The organism is Proteus sp. ZN5 (assembly GCF_011046025.1).
Classification (GTDB): Bacteria; Pseudomonadota; Gammaproteobacteria; order Enterobacterales; family Enterobacteriaceae; genus Proteus.
In genome coordinates this window covers 2054718-2072055 of the sequence record NZ_CP047639.1, presented here as the reverse complement: position 1 = coordinate 2072055, position 17338 = coordinate 2054718, and the positions used below count along the sequence as shown (strand labels likewise).

Here is a 17338-nt window from a genome sequence, read left to right as displayed (position 1 = left end):
CAAGTAACTCTGTTTACATTATTATTTTATTCACATGCTATCTGTTTTATCTTCAGAGATTAAACAAACAGACCTGCGATAGCTGCTGATAAGAAGCTAACTAATGTAGAACCGAATAGTAATTTCAGACCGAAACGAGAAACAACGTTACCTTGTACTTCGTTTAGACCTTTAATCGCACCTGCAACAATCCCGATTGAAGAGAAGTTAGCAAATGAAACTAAGAATACAGATAAGATACCTACAGAGCGTGGTGAAATTTCCGCAGCGATATCTTGTAAGCTACCCATTGCAACGAATTCGTTAGACACTAATTTAGTTGCCATAACACTACCAACACGTAATGCATCTTGCTCTGGTACACCAATTACCCATGCTAATGGATAGAATACGTAACCTAAGCAATCTTGGAAGCTAATACCGAAAATCATGCTGAAAATCGCATTCACAGCAGCGATTAATGCAATGAAACCAATCAGCATTGCCGCAACGATTAATGCAACTTTGAAACCTGCTAAGATGTATTCACCTAACATTTCAAAGAAGCTTTGACCTTCATGCAGATTACCCATTTGGATCTCTTCTTCATTTTCAACAGAGTATGGGTTAATCACAGAAAGGACGATAAAGGTACTGAACATATTCAGTACTAGAGCAGCAACAACGTATTTTGGATCTAACATTGTCATGTATGCACCAACAATCGACATTGATACTGTCGACATTGCTGTTGCAGCCATGGTGTACATACGACGCTGAGACATTTTGCCTAAAACATCTTTATAGGCAATAAAGTTCTCTGATTGACCAAGAACCAGTGAGCTCACTGCGTTGAATGATTCCAGTTTCCCCATACCGTTCACTTTAGAAAGCACAGTACCGATAATGCGGATCACGAAAGGTAATACTTTGATATGTTGAAGAATACCAATTAATGCAGAAATAAAGATAATCGGACATAAAACATTCAGGAAGAAGAATGCTAAACCACCTTTCATCATGCCACCGAATACGAATTCAGTACCTTGTGCAGCATAACCTAATAAGTGATCAAATAATCCAGCGAAGCCACGAACAAAGCCTTCACCAACATCAGAGTTAAGGAAGAACCATGCTAATGCGATTTCAATAACTAATAACTGCACGATATAACGCAGACGGATCCCTTTGCGGTTGTTACTCGCAACGAATGCTAATGCGCCAATAACGGCGAGTGCTAAAACGAAGTGAATGATAGAGGACATGCATGCTCCAAAAATAAAAATAAATCTTGTAGAGCATTTTATGTAACGCGTAACATTAGGATGTGACTATTGTCACAATCTCATGAAACCGCATACACACTATTTATTAAATAAGATAAGTTGATCACACTTTGGAAGTTACTTAAGAAACATTAAATGTAAATTTAGTTTAAGTAAAAATGCTACTGAGAAAGTTCTCCCAGTAGCATTTATTAAATAGTAGAATGATTATTTCGATTGATCAAGTAATCGTATCATTTCATCTTCATCGATAACGGTTATCCCTAATTCATTAGCTTTCACTAACTTAGAGCCTGCCGCTTCACCGGCAATTACCATGTCGGTTTTTTTAGAAACACTTCCGCTCACTTTTGCACCTAATGCAACTAATCTGTCTTTTGCTTCATCACGCGTTAACTGTGAAAGTGACCCAGTTAACACAACGGTTTTACCCGCAAAAGGATTATCACCCGCTTCATGAGTCACAATAACAGGCGCTTGCCATGTAATACCGGCATCATTGATCAATTGATCAATAACCGTTCTATTGTGTTCTTCTTGGAAGAAATTAACGACATGCTTAGCCACAACATCGCCCACATCAGGAACGGATTTTAGTGCTTCAACATCTGCATTTCGTAATGCATCAAGTGTTGAGAAATGTGTTGTTAATCCACTGGCGGTTGCTTCACCCACTTCTCGAATACCCAGTGCATAAATGAAACGTGCAAATGTCGTTGATTTAGCCTTATCTAAAGCCGTGATCAATTTTTTAGCTGATTTTTCGCCCATTCGCTCTAAACCAGACAGGATTTTTTCATCTAAACGGAAGAGGTCAGCAGGTGTTTTGACATATTCTTTCTCAACCAACTGGTCGATAATTTTATCGCCCATTCCATCCACATCCATAGCACGACGTGAAACAAAATGTTTAAGCGCTTCTTTACGTTGTGCTCCACAAATTAAGCCACCAGTGCATCGAGCAACAGCTTCACCTTCAATGCGTTCAACATCAGAATCACAAATAGGACAATGTGTTGGAAAGATAATTTCTTGAGCATCATCAGGTCGTTTTTCTTCAATCACACTGACAACCTGAGGAATAACATCACCTGCTCGACGAATGACCACGGTATCGCCAATACGTATTCCTAGGCGTTCAATTTCATCAGCATTGTGTAACGTTGCATTACTCACAACAACACCTGCAACTTGAACAGGCTCTAAGCGTGCAACCGGTGTAATAGCACCTGTACGGCCTACTTGGAATTCAACATCTTTGATAATCGTCATTTGCTCTTGAGCTTGGAATTTATAAGCAATAGCCCAACGCGGCGCTCTTGATACAAAACCCAGCTCTTCTTGCAGTGCAATATCATCAACTTTGATAACAACACCATCAATATCAAAACCTAAATTAGGGCGAATTTCTTCTACATGGCGATAAAAATCAAGGACTGCTTTGCTACCTGTGCAAAGTTTTACCGCATCACTGACGGGTAATCCCCATTTTTTAAATTGTTGTAGGCGCTCATAGTGGCTTGTTGGTAATTCACCGCCTTCGAGTACACCAACACCATAACAGAAAAAGGTTAATGGACGTTTTGCTGTAATACGAGGATCAAGCTGTCTTAATGAACCAGCTGCGGCATTACGAGGGTTAGCAAAAACTTTTCCACCAGTACGTCGCGCTTCCTCGTTTAAATACTCAAAGCCTTTTTCATTCATAAAAACTTCGCCACGAATTTCAATGCGAGCAGGAATATCTTCGCCATATAAACGCAGTGGAATGGCTTTAATTGTTCTCACATTCTCTGTGATATTTTCCCCTGTCGTACCATCACCACGCGTTGCAGCTTGTACTAATACTCCATTTTCATAAAGTAAACTAACCGCTAATCCATCTAATTTTAATTCGCAGCAGAAAGTGATCTCTTCACTATTTTTTAAACGATCACGTAAACGCTTATCAAAAGCCAGATAACTTGTTTCATCAAAAGCATTATCTAAAGAGAGCATTGGAATTTCATGTCTCACTTGCTCAAATGCTGTCAAAGGTAAGGCACCAACTCGCTGTGTTGGCGAATCAGAGGCAATTAATTCAGGGTGTTCAGCTTCTAATGCTTTTAGCTCATTCATTAAGCGATCGTATTCAGCATCAGGTATTTCAGGCGCATCCATGACATGATAGAGATATTCATGGTGACGTAGAGTAACGCGAAGTTTATCAATTTTTTGTTGAGTGTTTTTATTCATGATTATCACCAAAGAAGAAAAACCCCCGCAAGCGGGGGCTTTTTACAGACAAAAGCTATTGATTTAAATCCAGCGTCCTGCGGATCCTAGATTTATAAATCTCAATTTTTTGTGGCGTTAAGAGTTTACGTTCATCATCCAGCACAACACCACCTACATCAGATGCGATACGTTGCGCCGTAAGTAACATCAATTTAAAGTTTTGGTTAGCATCACCATAAGATGGCACCATCATAAACATTGATACACCTGGTGTCGTTAATTCAGCCATAGTATCAATATTAAATGTCCCCGGTTTCACCATATTCGCTAAACTAAACAAAACAGGTCCATTCGCTGTTGGATTGAGATGACGATGGAAAATATTCATTTCACCAAACTGGAATCCAGCTTGAATGATACTTTGCATCAATGCTTCACCATCTAGCATTTGACCATGATGTGCACTTACATTTAGAACAATAACCAGCTCTTTCTCTGCTTCTGTTGCTTGCGGAGCAGATTCAGCTTTCGGCTCTTCAACCGGAGCATGATGCGAAGCCTCAGTTTCAACAGGAGTCACATGAGCCGTTGTCTCTGAAGTTGACGGCTCAAAACTCGCAGATGGGCTTACTGTATTAACGTGTGATTTTATTTCACCCGCAACATTAACCACTGATGCTTGTTTTGGCTCATCCCTAACAATGGGTACAGGCTCTTTTTCAATAACATCAAAAACACCAAGGCTAGGCTCTTGCTGTAATGAAGTATCGTGAGAGTTCCCTTTAGTTTGGGTTTCAGACATTAATGGATCTCTATCTACCACTGAAATTTCGGGTTCATGTTGAGGCTCCGATTTTATCGGCGGCTCACTCTCCCGCTTTTCAGTAGAGGATAAAGTTGATGTCTGATGACTAGCCTCAGCATATTGTGGTTCGTCATCGTTCTCATCTGACTGATAATTCTGTTTCTGACGTTTTACTGGGCGATTACGAAAAAGCTTAGAACGCTCTTTTCGACCAATCCATAAGCCGTGTAATAACAAAGCTATGATTAAAATCGCACCAACAACGATTAATATCAGACGCAAATTTTGCTGCATCATTTCTATCTCTGTTGTCTTGAGGTTTAATAGCCACGTTGGCAAATATTACTTTTTACTAAGAGTATTTGCCAATGCTCATAAGTGCAAGCCAATACTTAATTTTCTTGTCACAAAGATACACGCATCAATCTCTTATGCACGTTTTTTAGACAATTCATGACTAGTAAGGCTGATTATCTCCCTATATGATACTAGCTTGCCCTCATTGGAGAGAATAGGAAGTATGACAAATTTGACAGAAACGAATAAAAATTTAAATGGATTTCATTATTTTGCTCTTGGTTGGCGTTTAATTACACGCAAAGGGCTAAAACGTTTTGTTATCTTACCCCTACTTGCCAATATTATTATTCTCGGGAGCGCCTTTTGGTGGTTATATGGTCAAATTGGTGGCATGGTCAATTGGATGATGGAAAAAGTTCCGGATTGGTTACAGTGGTTAAGTTATTTAATCTGGCCATTATCCGTTATTTTTATTTTATTGGTGTTTACTTATTTCTTTAGTACTTTAGCCAATATTATTGCTTCTCCGTTTAATGGATTGTTGGCTGAAAAATTAGAAGGTCAAATAACCGGCATTGCACCACCAGATACAGGCGTTGCAGGTATATTGAAGGATGTTCCACGTATTTTAAAGCGTGAGCTAACTAAAATAGCCTATTATTTGCCTCGAGCTATTATCTTGTTATTGCTCTATTTTATTCCTGCTATCGGACAAACTGTTGCCCCTGTTTTATGGTTTGCTTTTGGTGCTTGGATGATGGCAATTCAATATAATGACTTCCCATTTGATAACCATAAAATTTCATTTGCAACGATGAAATCTTCGCTGAAACAAGACAAATGGAATAATCTTCAATTTGGTATGGTTATTAATATTTTTACTATGATCCCTATTTTAAATTTAGTCATCATGCCAGTTGCCATTTGTGGTGCAACCGCAATGTGGTGCGATCGTTATCGTAAACAACATGTGCAAGATGGGCAGTGGTAAACTTAATTTAGTCACTTATCAATAAATGTGAAAAACCCCGTTTTATTAAGACGGGGTTTTATTTTATGATTTTTCTAAAACGTGATTAAGTTTTATTTATTATTAACCAGATTACTCAATTAATGAACGAATATAGTCTTTCGTTTCTTCCCTATCCATTGGTTCACGCTCATTAATACCCATTTCAAAAATATTTAATGCACCATCTAATTTTTCGATAATTTCTTCATCATCTCGAATACAGAAAATATAAGCATTTTCAAACGGTGTGAGATCCACTAACCGTAACCCTTTTTCTGTCAAAAAGTGGTTGATATATTCCAAATAAGGTAATTCATAAGGCAACATATAAGGATCTACGCTTACCTCATCCCAATCAATACTTTCCACTTGAGATAAAATCAACGCACTCGGTGATTCAGGCAAAGAGATCTGCTCTAACGATTTTAAATCAGGAATATCACCAAAATATTCGGTCCACTCCACATAGTCCATTAATCCTTGAGCTGAGAGTGATTCATATAACCAATTAAGGACATCTTCTTGAGCATCAGACTCGGGTAAATTTTCACGCAAAGCTTGCGCGTCTAATTCAGGCACAGCGAGTTCAAGTGCGCTAATCAACTCTTCAATGGTTTCCATTATGACCCCTGTATTTGCAATAAACGTAGTTAAAAATAGATTATCAGCCATCAATATACTGTACATCTCTTGATTTATTAATTTGTGAATCGTCTCACTGACTCTTGATTAGAACCTTTTGGAATAAAAAGATGAAAAAGTTATAAGTATATTCATAAAGCTTATTTCCATCTTTAGCTTGATGGCGTATGGTAATTTCATCTGACCTTATAAAAATCATGTACCGAGGATAAAAATGAGCAAGATTTTCGAAGACAACTCGCAAACTATTGGACACACTCCCTTAATTCGCTTAAAGCATTTCGGAAATGGTAACATTCTGGCTAAAGTGGAATCTCGTAACCCAAGCTTCAGTGTAAAATGCCGTATCGGTGCCAACATGATTTGGGATGCAGAAAAGAAAGGTATTCTTAAAGAAGGCGTTGAGCTTGTAGAGCCTACTAGTGGTAATACTGGGATTGCTCTTGCTTATGTTGCAGCGGCTCGTGGCTACAAATTAACACTGACCATGCCTGATACCATGAGTGTAGAACGTCGTAAATTACTCAAAGCATTGGGTGCTAATTTAGTGCTAACTGAAGGCGCTAAAGGCATGAAAGGTGCTATTGATAAAGCCAATGAAATTCGCGATAGCGATCCGAAACGTTACCTTTTACTACAACAATTTAGCAACCCAGCTAACCCTGAAATCCATGAAAAAACCACAGGCCCAGAGATCTGGAATGATACAGATGGTGAAGTAGCTGCTGTTATTGCTGGCGTCGGTACGGGTGGTACAATTACGGGTATTGGCCGCTATTTGAAAAAGACCCAAGGTAAAGCGGTAACAATGGTTGCGGTTGAACCTACAGGCTCCCCTGTTATTACACAAGCCTTAGCAGGTGAAGAAATTAAACCAGGTCCACATAAAATCCAAGGTATTGGTGCAGGTTTTATTCCTGAAAACCTAGATTTATCGTTACTGGATCGTGTTATTCAAATCACTAACGAAGAAGCCTTTGATACTGCTCGTGAACTAATGACTAAAGAAGGTATTCTTGCAGGTATTTCTTCTGGTGCAGCGATTGCGGCAGCAGTAAAACTCGCAAAAGAACCAGAATTTGCAAACAAAGAAATCGTGGTTATTTTACCTTCATCAGGTGAGCGTTATTTAAGCACCCCACTTTTTGCTGACATTTCTGACAGCTAAATCGCATCATCTCAATTGTAAAATATTTATTAAAAAAGCACCTAAATGGTGCTTTTTTTGTGGTAGAGATCAAAGTTTGTCATCCAGACAGGTGATTTATTTCTTCGAGTTTAGTATTTAATCAATTAATTATTTCGAAGGTCGAAATTAATCAGAAAATAACCGAGATGACAAAAACGAACTCTTTTATCTTTCTGAACACTATTTTTATCAGATGACGCTTTACGACTTAATATTATCTGATATTGCTACGCAAAGCAGGACAAATTCATCTACACTTACTAAGTCCTGACTTAATGTGAACAATTGAGTTATAAAAGGAAAAAATCCTATGTACCAGCAAGAAGTTACTATTACAGCACCAAACGGCTTACATACTCGTCCTGCGGCACAATTTGTAAAAGAAGCCAAAACATTCTCTTCTGATATCACGCTTATCTCTAGCGGTAAATCTGCCAGCGCTAAGAGCCTTTTCAAATTACAAACTTTAGGCTTAACCCAAGGTACTGTAGTGACTATCTCTGCTGAAGGCGAAGATGAAAAACAAGCTGTTGAAGCGTTAGTAAAATTAATGGCGGAATTAGAGTAATTCGCGATTAAGCTTTAACACCTTACTTATTCCCCTGAAACCATTCAGGGGAGTTAATCCCAATGATGATTTTAAAACAACAGTATTTTGCAATCCTATTCTTTTAAGATTATCACCAGCAAGTCGTAGGATAAATTATGATTTCAGGAATTTTAGCATCACCCGGTATCGCATTTGGTCAAACCCTTCTCCTCAAAGAAGAACCTATCATCATTAGCCAACGTAAGATCCAAAGTGATGAGATTGAGAATCAAATCGAACGCTTTAAAGACGGTCGTAACAAATCTGCACAACAACTAGAAATCATTAAAGAGCGTGCAGAAAAGAACCTTGGTGCGGATAAAGCCGAAATCTTTGAAGGCCATATCATGCTGCTAGAAGATGAAGAGTTAGAACAAGAAATTGTTACTCTCATCAAAAGTGACAAAAAAACCGCTGAAGCTGCAGTTCAATCTGTTATTGAAGATCAAGCAACTGCATTAGAAGCACTAGACGATGAATACCTAAAAGAACGTGCAGCTGACGTTCGCGATATTGGTAAACGCTTAATGCGCAATATCTTAGAGATGCCAATTATCGATTTAAGCGCTATCTCAGAAAAAGTGATTTTAGTTGCAACTGACCTTACCCCTTCTGAAACGGCACAATTAAGCTTAGACAACGTATTAGGTTTTATCACTGACTTAGGTGGTAGAACATCTCACACTTCGATCATGGCTCGTTCATTAGAAATTCCAGCGATTGTGGGAACATCTAATGCGACACAAACCATTAAAAAAGACGATTATCTCGTTCTTGATGCGATTAATAACAAAATCATTATTAATCCATCAGATGAGGAACTCGAGACATTAAAAGCTATCAAAGAAGAGTACCTGCACGAAAAAGAAGAATTAGCAAAACTCAAAGACTTACCTGCTATTACACTTGATGGGCATCAAGTCGAAGTTTGCGCTAATATTGGTACAGTTCGAGATGTTGCTGGTGCTGAACGTAATGGTGCTGAAGGGGTTGGTCTGTATCGTACCGAATTCTTATTTATGGATAGAGACTCTTTACCAACAGAAGATGAGCAATTCCAAGCCTATAAAGCGGTAGCTGAAGCTGTAGGAAGTCCTGCGGTCATTATTCGTACTATGGATATTGGCGGTGATAAAGACTTACCTTACATGAACCTACCAAAAGAAGAGAACCCATTCTTAGGCTGGCGTGCAATTCGTATTTGTCTTGACCGTAAAGAGATCCTTCATTCGCAATTACGTGCTATCTTAAGAGCATCTGCTTTTGGTAAACTACGCATTATGTTTCCAATGATTATCTCTGTTGAAGAGATCCGTGCATTGAAAGCAGAACTTGAAATACTGAAAAGCCAGCTTCGTGAAGAAAAGAAAGCTTTTGATGAATCTATTGAAGTCGGCGTGATGGTAGAAACCCCAGCCGCAGCAGTAATGGCTCGTCATATGGCAAAAGAAGTTGACTTTTTTAGTATTGGGACTAACGATCTAACACAATATACTCTGGCTGTAGACCGTGGAAATGAGCTGATATCTCATCTATATAATCCAATGTCACCTGCAGTACTCAACCTGATAAAACAGGTGATTGATGCATCACATGCTGAAGGTAAATGGACTGGAATGTGTGGTGAACTTGCTGGAGATGAACGAGCAACATTGCTCCTTCTCGGCATGGGATTAGATGAGTTTAGTATGAGTGCTATTTCAATTCCTCGCATCAAAAAAGTGATCCGTAATGCGAATTACGATGATGCAAGAGCACTAGCAGAGCAAGCACTTGCTCAGCCAACTGCAAAAGAATTGATGGACTTAGTAGAAACTTTTACTAAAGAAAAGACACTGTGCTAATCACATTAGCCAGAGCCCGGTCCCAACTACAATAATTAGGAGAAGATTCATGGGTCTGTTTGATAAATTAAAATCACTGGTTTCAGAGGAAAAGAAAGGCAGTGGCACGATTGATATTGTTGCACCACTTTCTGGTGAAATCGTCAATATCGAAGATGTTCCTGATGTTGTTTTCGCTGAAAAAATCGTAGGTGACGGTATTGCTATCAAACCTGCTGGTAATAAAATTGTTGCGCCAGTCGATGGTACTATCGGTAAAATTTTCGAGACTAACCATGCTTTCTCTATTGAGTCTGACAACGGTATCGAGTTATTTGTCCACTTCGGTATCGACACTGTTGAACTGAAAGGTGAAGGGTTTAAGCGTATCGCTGAAGAAGGTCAGCAAGTAAAAGTCGGTGATACTATTTTAGAATTTGACTTGGCTGTATTAGAAGAAAAAGCAAAATCAGTTTTAACGCCAGTTGTTATCTCTAATATGGATGAAATCCAAGGTTTAACCAAAATGACAGGCCCAGTTACTGTTGGTGAAACCGTTATTATTCAGATTAAAAAATAATCTTCTATAATATTCTCTATTAAAACCGCCACCCATATGTGGCGGTTTTTTTATATTCAAAACCAAAAACCCAAAGACCAAAGACCAAAGACCAAAAATACTCTAACTCATTCAACAACGCTACACCTTGAAGTATGACGAGTAACGCTACAGTTTGAATTATGACGAGTAAACGCCTGTAGACAAATAACGATCACCCCTATCACAAACAATCGCAACAATCACCGCACCAGGGTTCTCTCTTGCAACGCGCAGAGCACCAGCAACAGCTCCTCCAGAGCTTACTCCACAGAAGATACCCTCTTGTTTGGCTAAAAGGCGCATCGTTGATTCTGCTTCGGTTTGTGACATATCTATCACACTATCCACCAGCTCTTTTTTAAAGATGCCCGGCAAATAAGCCGGTGACCAACGACGAATACCTGGGATCTGACTTTTTTCCTCAGGCTGAAGACCAATAATTTGCACGCTGTCAGATTGTGTTTTTAAATAACTACCCACACCGGTGATCGTCCCCGTTGTTCCCATACTCGAAACAAAATGCGTAATACGACCTTGTGTTTGTTGCCAAATTTCAGGGCCAGTGGAAATAAAATGGGCTCTTGGGTTATCAGGGTTATTAAATTGGTCTAATACCTTACCTTCACCTCGTTGTTCCATCTGTTGTGCAAGATCTCGCGCACCTTCCATACCGACTTCACGACTCACTAAAATCAGCTCTGCGCCATAAGCTTGCATTGATGCTTGACGCTCTTTACTCATATTTTCAGGCATTAACAGCTTTAAACGGTAACCTTTTACCGCTGCAATCATCGCCAAGGCAATACCTGTATTACCACTGGTTGCTTCAATCAACGTATCACCCGGTTTTATTTCACCGCGTAATTCTGCTTGTTCAATCATCGATAATGCAGCTCTGTCTTTTACTGAACCTGCGGGATTATTGCCTTCAAGCTTAACCCAGATTTCAGCGTCCACCTCTTGTGTAAGTCGTTGTAGTTTTACTAATGGTGTATTACCAATAAATTGTTCTAACCCTGCCACAATAAGTTCCTGCTCATTTGTTTGTCTGTATTAATGAAGAAATCACATTTAACTTATTAACGCAATAATATTAACGTAATTCGACAAGCCTCTTTGTTTTCATAGAAACTAAAACACCCATGCCAAAAATAAGCATGGGTGAAAAATCGTGAAATAAAACGATAGATTAATAATAAAATTAAGCGGTATAAGCTAACGACACCGTATTTAAGGGAGTATCTTCCGTATATAAACGGGCTTGAGCACCTCCCATATAATAAGTATTTCCTTTTGTTGGCACCGAAGAAATATCATTCCAAACTGCGGTAATCGGTGTTTCACTCCATCCTAATGGCTGTAAAATCAACTGCCAATAATGCCCTTTTGGTGACACCTCAATAACCTTAACAGGCAATCGGCAAACACTATTGGCATGTACACTTAATGCGATTTCCCAAGGACGCAAAAATACATCTACCGAACCTTGATAAAGCGGTGTCACTGATAATGGCAAGTGATATCCGCCAATCTGTAATTGAGCGCCATTAATTTCGCCTTGCAGATGATTCACATCACCTAAAAACTCTAAGACAAAACGACTTTTTGGTGATTGCCATACTTCTTGTGGTGTTCCTACTTGCTCTATTTTACCATTTCCCATAATCACAATACGATCAGCCACTTCCATCGCTTCTTGTTGATCATGAGTGACAAAGACACTGGTGAATTTAAGCTCTTCGTGCAACTCACGTAACCAGCGACGTAATTCAGTCCTTACTTTGGCATCTAAAGCACCAAAAGGCTCATCGAGTAATAAAATTTGAGGTTCAACAGCCAAAGCTCTTGCTAAAGCGACACGCTGCTTTTGCCCACCAGATAATTGTGCTGGATAACGTTGCGCTAAATGAGGTAATTGGATCATCTCTAGCAACTGTTGCACTTTTTTATGGATAGCTTCCTTGTTAGGACGCTCTCGTCGAGGCAATACCGTTAGACCAAAAGCGATATTCTCAAAAACAGTCATATGGCGAAACAATGCATAGTGCTGAAAAACAAAACCGACTTTGCGATCTCTAGCATGTAATCGGCTAACATCCTGCCCTTCAAAACGAATACTTCCTTGGGTTTGATGTTCAAGCCCTGCAATAATACGTAAAAGTGTTGTTTTGCCTGATCCGGATGGCCCTAACAACGCCACCATTTCACCTGAAGCTACATCAAGGGTGACATCATGTAACACTTCAGTGCGATCAAAATATTTTGTGACACTATTAATTTCAATACTCATATTTTGCCTCTACTTTGTGTAAATAATGATGTCATTGCTGACGCGCTAAATGCCATTGCAATGCACTTTTAAACATTAAGGTGAAAATTGCCATCATCGCGAGTAATGCAGCCGCAGTAAATGCACCAACAGTATTATAATCTTGGTGCAATAATTCGACTTGTAACGGTAGTGAATAGGTTTCTCCACGAATAGCACCCGACACCACAGAAACCGCACCAAATTCACCAATGGCTCTGGCGTTGGTTAATACCACGCCATATAACAATGCCCAGCGAATATTTGGTAACGTCACTCGCCAAAACATCTTCCAACCACTCGCCCCTAATAACACGGCGGCTTCATCTTCTTGACTGCCTTGGCTCATCATCACGGGCACCAGCTCTCTCACTACAAAAGGACAAGTGACAAACACCGTAACTAATACCATTCCCGGCCATGAGAACATCAGTTGGATATCATACTGAGATAACCACTGCCCTGCCCATCCATTGCTACCGTAAAAAAGCAGATAAAGTAGCCCAGCAACTACTGGAGACACTGCAAATGGAATATCAATCAATGTCATTAACAGTTGGCGTCCTGGAAAACGAAAACGTGTGACAAGCCATGCCATACTGACACCAAACAACATATTGACAGGTACAGTGATTAACGCGATGAGTACGGTTAACCAGACAGCATGCAACATATCGCTGTCTAATAAGTTCTCAGTAAATATTTCAACGCCTTTTGAAAACGCGGTCATAAAGATCCACGCAATAGGCACAACTAAAAATAAAATGGATAACACAACGCCTGTAAGGATTAATCCCCACTTCACCCAATCTATTTGGCGACGATAAACAGAGCGTTGTTGCATAATATCTGACATCAATGCCCCCTCAACCGTTGTCCAAATCGGCTCTGCAATCCATTAATTGAAAACAGTAAGACTAATGAAACAAGTAAAATCACAGAAGCAACCGCACTTGCCGCAGGATAATCAAATTCTTGTAATCGAATAAAAATCATCAAGGAAACAACTTCGGTTTGCCATGCAATATTGCCAGCAATAAAAATCACAGCACCAAACTCACCAAGACTACGCGTAAAAGAGAGCGCTGTTCCCGCGATTAGTGCTGGTGATAACTCAGGTAATACAACCTTACGAAATGTTTGCCAACGACTTGCCCCTAGCGTTTCAGCCGCTTCTTCATACTCAGGACCTAATTCTTCAAGCACTGGCTGAACGGTTCTTACAACAAAAGGTAAACTGGTAAAAGCCATCGCAACAGCTATCCCAATCCATGTATTAATAACTTTGATATCAAATTTATCCAATACAAAACCGTACCAGCCTTGTGTTGAAAAAAGCGTCGCAAGCGTGAGGCCAGCAACAGCCGTAGGCAAAGCAAAAGGTAAATCCATTAAACCATCAAGCAGTTGTCTACCCGGAAAACGGTAACGAGTAATGATCCACGCAAGCAACATACCGAAAACTGCATTAAAAATACTGGCAACGCCTGCTGCGAGTAATGTGACTTTATAGGCAGCCACAATTTGGGGATGCGTTATCACCGCCCAATACTGAGACCAACTCATATCAGAAAGTTGTACAACCAGCGCACTCATTGGTAACAGTAAGATCAAGCAGGTGTAAAATAGTGTTCCACCTAAACTTAATCCAAATCCTGGTAATACCCGTTTGCTGGCTGTAGTAAACATTATTGACGTCCTTGCGCTAACAACTTATCAAGCATGCCATCTGTCGTGAAATGTGTTTTCATCACGTTATTCCAGTCACCAAATACCTCTTCAATCGTAAATAATGATGTTGCTGGGAACTGTGCGGATTTTTGCGCCATAACCGCTTTATCATTTACGCGATAATTAAATTGCGTGATGATCTCTTGTGCTCTAGGGCTGTATAAATAATTTAGATAGGCTTTTGCCAGAGCTTCAGTGTCATTACGTTGAATATTTTTATCAATCCAAGCGACAGGAAACTCAGCTAAAATATCAACAGGTGGCACAATAACTTGATATTCATCTTCGCCATATTGTTGACGAATATTATTAACTTCCGATTCAAAACTGATCAGAACATCCCCAAGTCCTCGTTCGATAAACGAGGTAGTGGCACCACGTCCTCCTGTATCAAATACCTCAACATTCTTGAGGAATTTCTTCATCGCTTCCTGTGTCTTCTCATCATTACCATAAGCTTTTTCGAAAGCACCCCACGCCGCTAAATAAGTGTAGCGACCATTGCCAGAGGTTTTAGGATTAGGGAAAACCACTTTGATATCTTCACGTGTTAAATCTTCCCATGAAGTAATGTTCTTTGGATTTCCTTTGCGTACTAAATACGCCATAGTGGAATAATAAGGTGAGCTATTATTAGGAAGACGTTGTTGCCAATCAGCAGGAATTAATTTGCCTTTATCATGCAAAATTTGTACATCTGTAACTTGGTTATAGGTCACTACATCTGCGGGTAGACCTTGTAATATTGCAAGTGCCTGCTTCGATGAGCCTGCATGTGATTGTTTGATGGTGACCTTATCATCAGGATATTGAGCATCCCATTGCGTTTTAAAATCACTATTTAGCTGTGTGAATAACTCTCTTGCAATATCGTAAGAGCTATTAAGTAATTGAGCAGCCCCAGCATAACTACTAACAACCAAAGACAATGCTGCGGTTGCTTGTAATGCAAAGGTTCTAATTGTGTTTTTCTTCATCAAGAGTACCCATCATTGTAAGTTTTGTTCTAATGGTTACTCTATCGACTTTATTTATAACAGTGTAGTTAGCTTTTGTTATTTGATATAACTATAAGCTATTAAAACTGAATAAAACTCAGGCTAATTAATTAAATTTGCATCGATTGTTATTAACGTGAAAAAAATTCAGACAAAAATGCCTGCATTTAAAGCAGGCATTTCATTAATAAAAACCTATTTAGCACGAGATAATGATTACAGTGCTTTTAATACTTCATAAGAAGGTGCGAAATAATAACTTCCTGTTACAGGTTTGCTCATACGTAAGAGATCATCATGTTTGCCGTCTAACTCACCAAACATACTCAATAGTTGTTGTTCGATATTATATAAACGACCACAGTAAGCTAAGAAATATAAACCGTGTTTACCGCTTGCAGTACCGTAAGGTAGGCTGTGACGTAGAATAGCTAACTCTTCGCCATCTTCTTCAATCACAACACGAGAAACGTGAGATGTGACATTACGTTCAGATTCATCAAGTTCAACACTGTCTTTTTTAGTACGACCGATCATTTTTTCTTGGTCCGATTCACTAAAACGAGCCCATTTCTTCAGGTTGTGCTCATAACGTTGAACTAAAACATAACTACCACCAGCATCAACACCATCATTAATCAGTGCAACGCCATAACGCTCATCATCTTGTGGGTTTTCTGTACCATCGATAAAACCACTTAAATCACGTTCTTCTATCCAACGGAAACCATGAATTTCTTCTTCAACTTTGATTGCATCACCAAAAGCTGCAATTGCCGCTTGTGCTAATGAGAAATTGACATCATGACGCATAGATTGAATATGAATAAGAAGATCACGCTGTGTTGCAGGCGCTAATCCTTTACCTAAAGGGCGAAAAGGTTTCAACTCTGGTGCGCTATTTTCATCGGAAAGTTTTTTCCAAAGATCAGAGCCAAATGCAACAACTGCGCCTAGCGATGCATCAGGAAATTGCTTTTGTAAATCAGATAATGATTGCATGAATTTCTGGCATCCTTCACGCAAAGCTTCTAATTCACCTATGACCATTGCTTCGATAAAAAGACCAAATTTACTATGTGCGACTAAAATGCCACTTTGTGCATGAGACATATTGCTTTCCTAATCAATAATCAAAACACCTAGAATGATGCAGATTATATCGAATATTTTTTCCTGAAGATTTGCCTTTTAACAAAAATCGGGCAGTCTAATTATAAAATCTTCCTTATTTTATAAGGAATAGCGTGAAGGTGATTTGTTCTGCCAAATAATTTGCGTTAATGTCCAGTTAGCTAAAACTTCATCAGGAGGCATTAATCCATCAGGGCCATCCCATTGACCACTAAAGACATAACTCACTGATTTCGCTTCTGCGGATTGGCATAAAATGGTTCTCTGTTTTTCATCTTTAGGGCCTTTGCTACATGCACCAAATGCTTTTTTATAGATATCTTTAAATGGTGTACCCATCGTTGTGCCCCAATCCGTCGTTGCTTTGGTATCAAAGACTTCTATTTTTTCAACTGTCCCTTTTTCTTTGCCATAGAAAGCCACTTGAACGTTCTTATTTTCAAGCGCTTGGACGACAACAATAATATCGCTACCTTGCATCTCCATACCTTCACGATAATTGAAGCTGCCACCTAGCTCATTTTTTATGTCACTTTCTGTTATTTTTGTCGAGCTAGTGATATCACCTAATCCATTGGCAGAAACAGTTAGCGTATTATTTGAAAACCAATTCATCGGATTTAGTGCAGAAAAAGACATTCCTCCCATGGATGAACAGCCACTTAATAGCAAAACACTTGCGCTTAAACACAAGGGTAACCAAAATTTAGGCATCATTTGTTTC

The 17338-nt window shown here is 39.3% G+C and carries 16 protein-coding genes; 5 read left to right on the top strand and 11 right to left on the bottom strand.

The window, feature by feature from the left end:
* Positions 1–59: 59 nt before the first annotated feature.
* From GTK47_RS09460 to zipA, 3 genes are all read right to left on the bottom strand, one after another.
* Positions 60–1244 (bottom strand): NupC/NupG family nucleoside CNT transporter, encoded by a 1185-nt coding sequence (locus GTK47_RS09460; RefSeq protein ID WP_069367879.1) that lies wholly within the window; start codon positions 1242–1244, stop codon positions 60–62.
* 228 nt (positions 1245–1472) lie between these two features.
* A complete protein-coding gene (gene ligA, locus GTK47_RS09455; protein WP_165122891.1) occupies positions 1473–3500 on the bottom strand; it encodes an NAD-dependent DNA ligase LigA in 2028 nt (675 codons plus the stop codon).
* A gap of 55 nt (positions 3501–3555) precedes the next feature.
* Positions 3556–4584 carry a cell division protein ZipA gene (gene zipA / locus GTK47_RS09450; protein WP_165122890.1) on the bottom strand — a complete coding sequence of 343 codons (1029 nt, stop codon included), beginning with the start codon at positions 4582–4584 and terminating at the stop codon, positions 3556–3558.
* A gap of 223 nt (positions 4585–4807) precedes the next feature.
* On the opposite strand from zipA, the gene cysZ reads away from it, so the two are divergent.
* On the top strand, positions 4808–5578 hold the full coding sequence (gene cysZ / locus GTK47_RS09445) for a sulfate transporter CysZ (protein WP_165122889.1): 771 nt from the start codon (positions 4808–4810) through the stop codon (positions 5576–5578).
* A 111-nt stretch (positions 5579–5689) separates the two neighbouring features.
* Here cysZ and GTK47_RS09440 read toward each other — a convergent pair whose 3' ends face one another.
* A complete protein-coding gene (locus GTK47_RS09440) occupies positions 5690–6220 on the bottom strand; it encodes a hypothetical protein (RefSeq protein WP_165122888.1) in 531 nt (176 codons plus the stop codon).
* A gap of 235 nt (positions 6221–6455) precedes the next feature.
* On the opposite strand from GTK47_RS09440, the gene cysK reads away from it, so the two are divergent.
* The 4 genes from cysK to crr all read left to right on the top strand — a co-directional run bounded on the left by cysK (position 6456) and on the right by crr (position 10422).
* Positions 6456–7409 carry a cysteine synthase A gene (gene cysK / locus GTK47_RS09435; RefSeq protein ID WP_088495073.1) on the top strand — a complete coding sequence of 318 codons (954 nt, stop codon included), beginning with the start codon at positions 6456–6458 and terminating at the stop codon, positions 7407–7409.
* Positions 7410–7740: 331 nt separating this feature from the next.
* Complete coding sequence (gene ptsH, locus GTK47_RS09430; protein WP_006533407.1) at positions 7741–7998, top strand: phosphocarrier protein Hpr; 258 nt, start codon at positions 7741–7743, stop codon at positions 7996–7998.
* Positions 7999–8135: 137 nt separating this feature from the next.
* The gene (ptsI, locus tag GTK47_RS09425) at positions 8136–9863 is read left to right on the top strand and encodes a phosphoenolpyruvate-protein phosphotransferase PtsI (protein WP_165122887.1); all 1728 of its coding nucleotides are present in this window, start codon (positions 8136–8138) and stop codon (positions 9861–9863) included.
* Positions 9864–9912: 49 nt separating this feature from the next.
* Positions 9913–10422: a PTS glucose transporter subunit IIA gene (gene crr, locus GTK47_RS09420; RefSeq protein WP_036935451.1), complete on the top strand. Its 510-nt coding sequence runs from the start codon at positions 9913–9915 to the stop codon at positions 10420–10422.
* Positions 10423–10581: 159 nt separating this feature from the next.
* On the opposite strand, the gene cysM is transcribed toward crr, so the two are convergent.
* The 7 genes from cysM to GTK47_RS09385 all read right to left on the bottom strand — a co-directional run bounded on the left by cysM (position 10582) and on the right by GTK47_RS09385 (position 17331).
* Complete coding sequence (gene cysM / locus GTK47_RS09415; protein ID WP_165122886.1) at positions 10582–11466, bottom strand: cysteine synthase CysM; 885 nt, start codon at positions 11464–11466, stop codon at positions 10582–10584.
* Between the two features lie 178 nt (positions 11467–11644).
* Positions 11645–12733, bottom strand: coding sequence for a sulfate/thiosulfate ABC transporter ATP-binding protein CysA (gene cysA / locus GTK47_RS09410; RefSeq protein ID WP_165122885.1), 1089 nt, complete (start codon positions 12731–12733; stop codon positions 11645–11647).
* Positions 12734–12764: 31 nt separating this feature from the next.
* On the bottom strand, positions 12765–13607 hold the full coding sequence (gene cysW, locus GTK47_RS09405) for a sulfate/thiosulfate ABC transporter permease CysW (protein WP_165122884.1): 843 nt from the start codon (positions 13605–13607) through the stop codon (positions 12765–12767).
* Positions 13607–14440: a sulfate/thiosulfate ABC transporter permease CysT gene (gene cysT / locus GTK47_RS09400; RefSeq protein WP_165122883.1), complete on the bottom strand. Its 834-nt coding sequence runs from the start codon at positions 14438–14440 to the stop codon at positions 13607–13609. Before cysT ends, cysW begins: the two co-directional genes overlap by 1 nt.
* Positions 14440–15459, bottom strand: coding sequence for a thiosulfate ABC transporter substrate-binding protein CysP (cysP, locus tag GTK47_RS09395; protein ID WP_165122882.1), 1020 nt, complete (start codon positions 15457–15459; stop codon positions 14440–14442). The genes cysT and cysP overlap by 1 nt, the downstream gene beginning before the upstream one ends.
* Before the next feature lie 237 nt (positions 15460–15696).
* A complete protein-coding gene (locus GTK47_RS09390) occupies positions 15697–16593 on the bottom strand; it encodes a Dyp-type peroxidase (RefSeq protein WP_109393003.1) in 897 nt (298 codons plus the stop codon).
* A gap of 120 nt (positions 16594–16713) precedes the next feature.
* Positions 16714–17331: an RpoE-regulated lipoprotein gene (locus GTK47_RS09385; protein WP_241256093.1), complete on the bottom strand. Its 618-nt coding sequence runs from the start codon at positions 17329–17331 to the stop codon at positions 16714–16716.
* Positions 17332–17338: the final 7 nt, after the last annotated feature.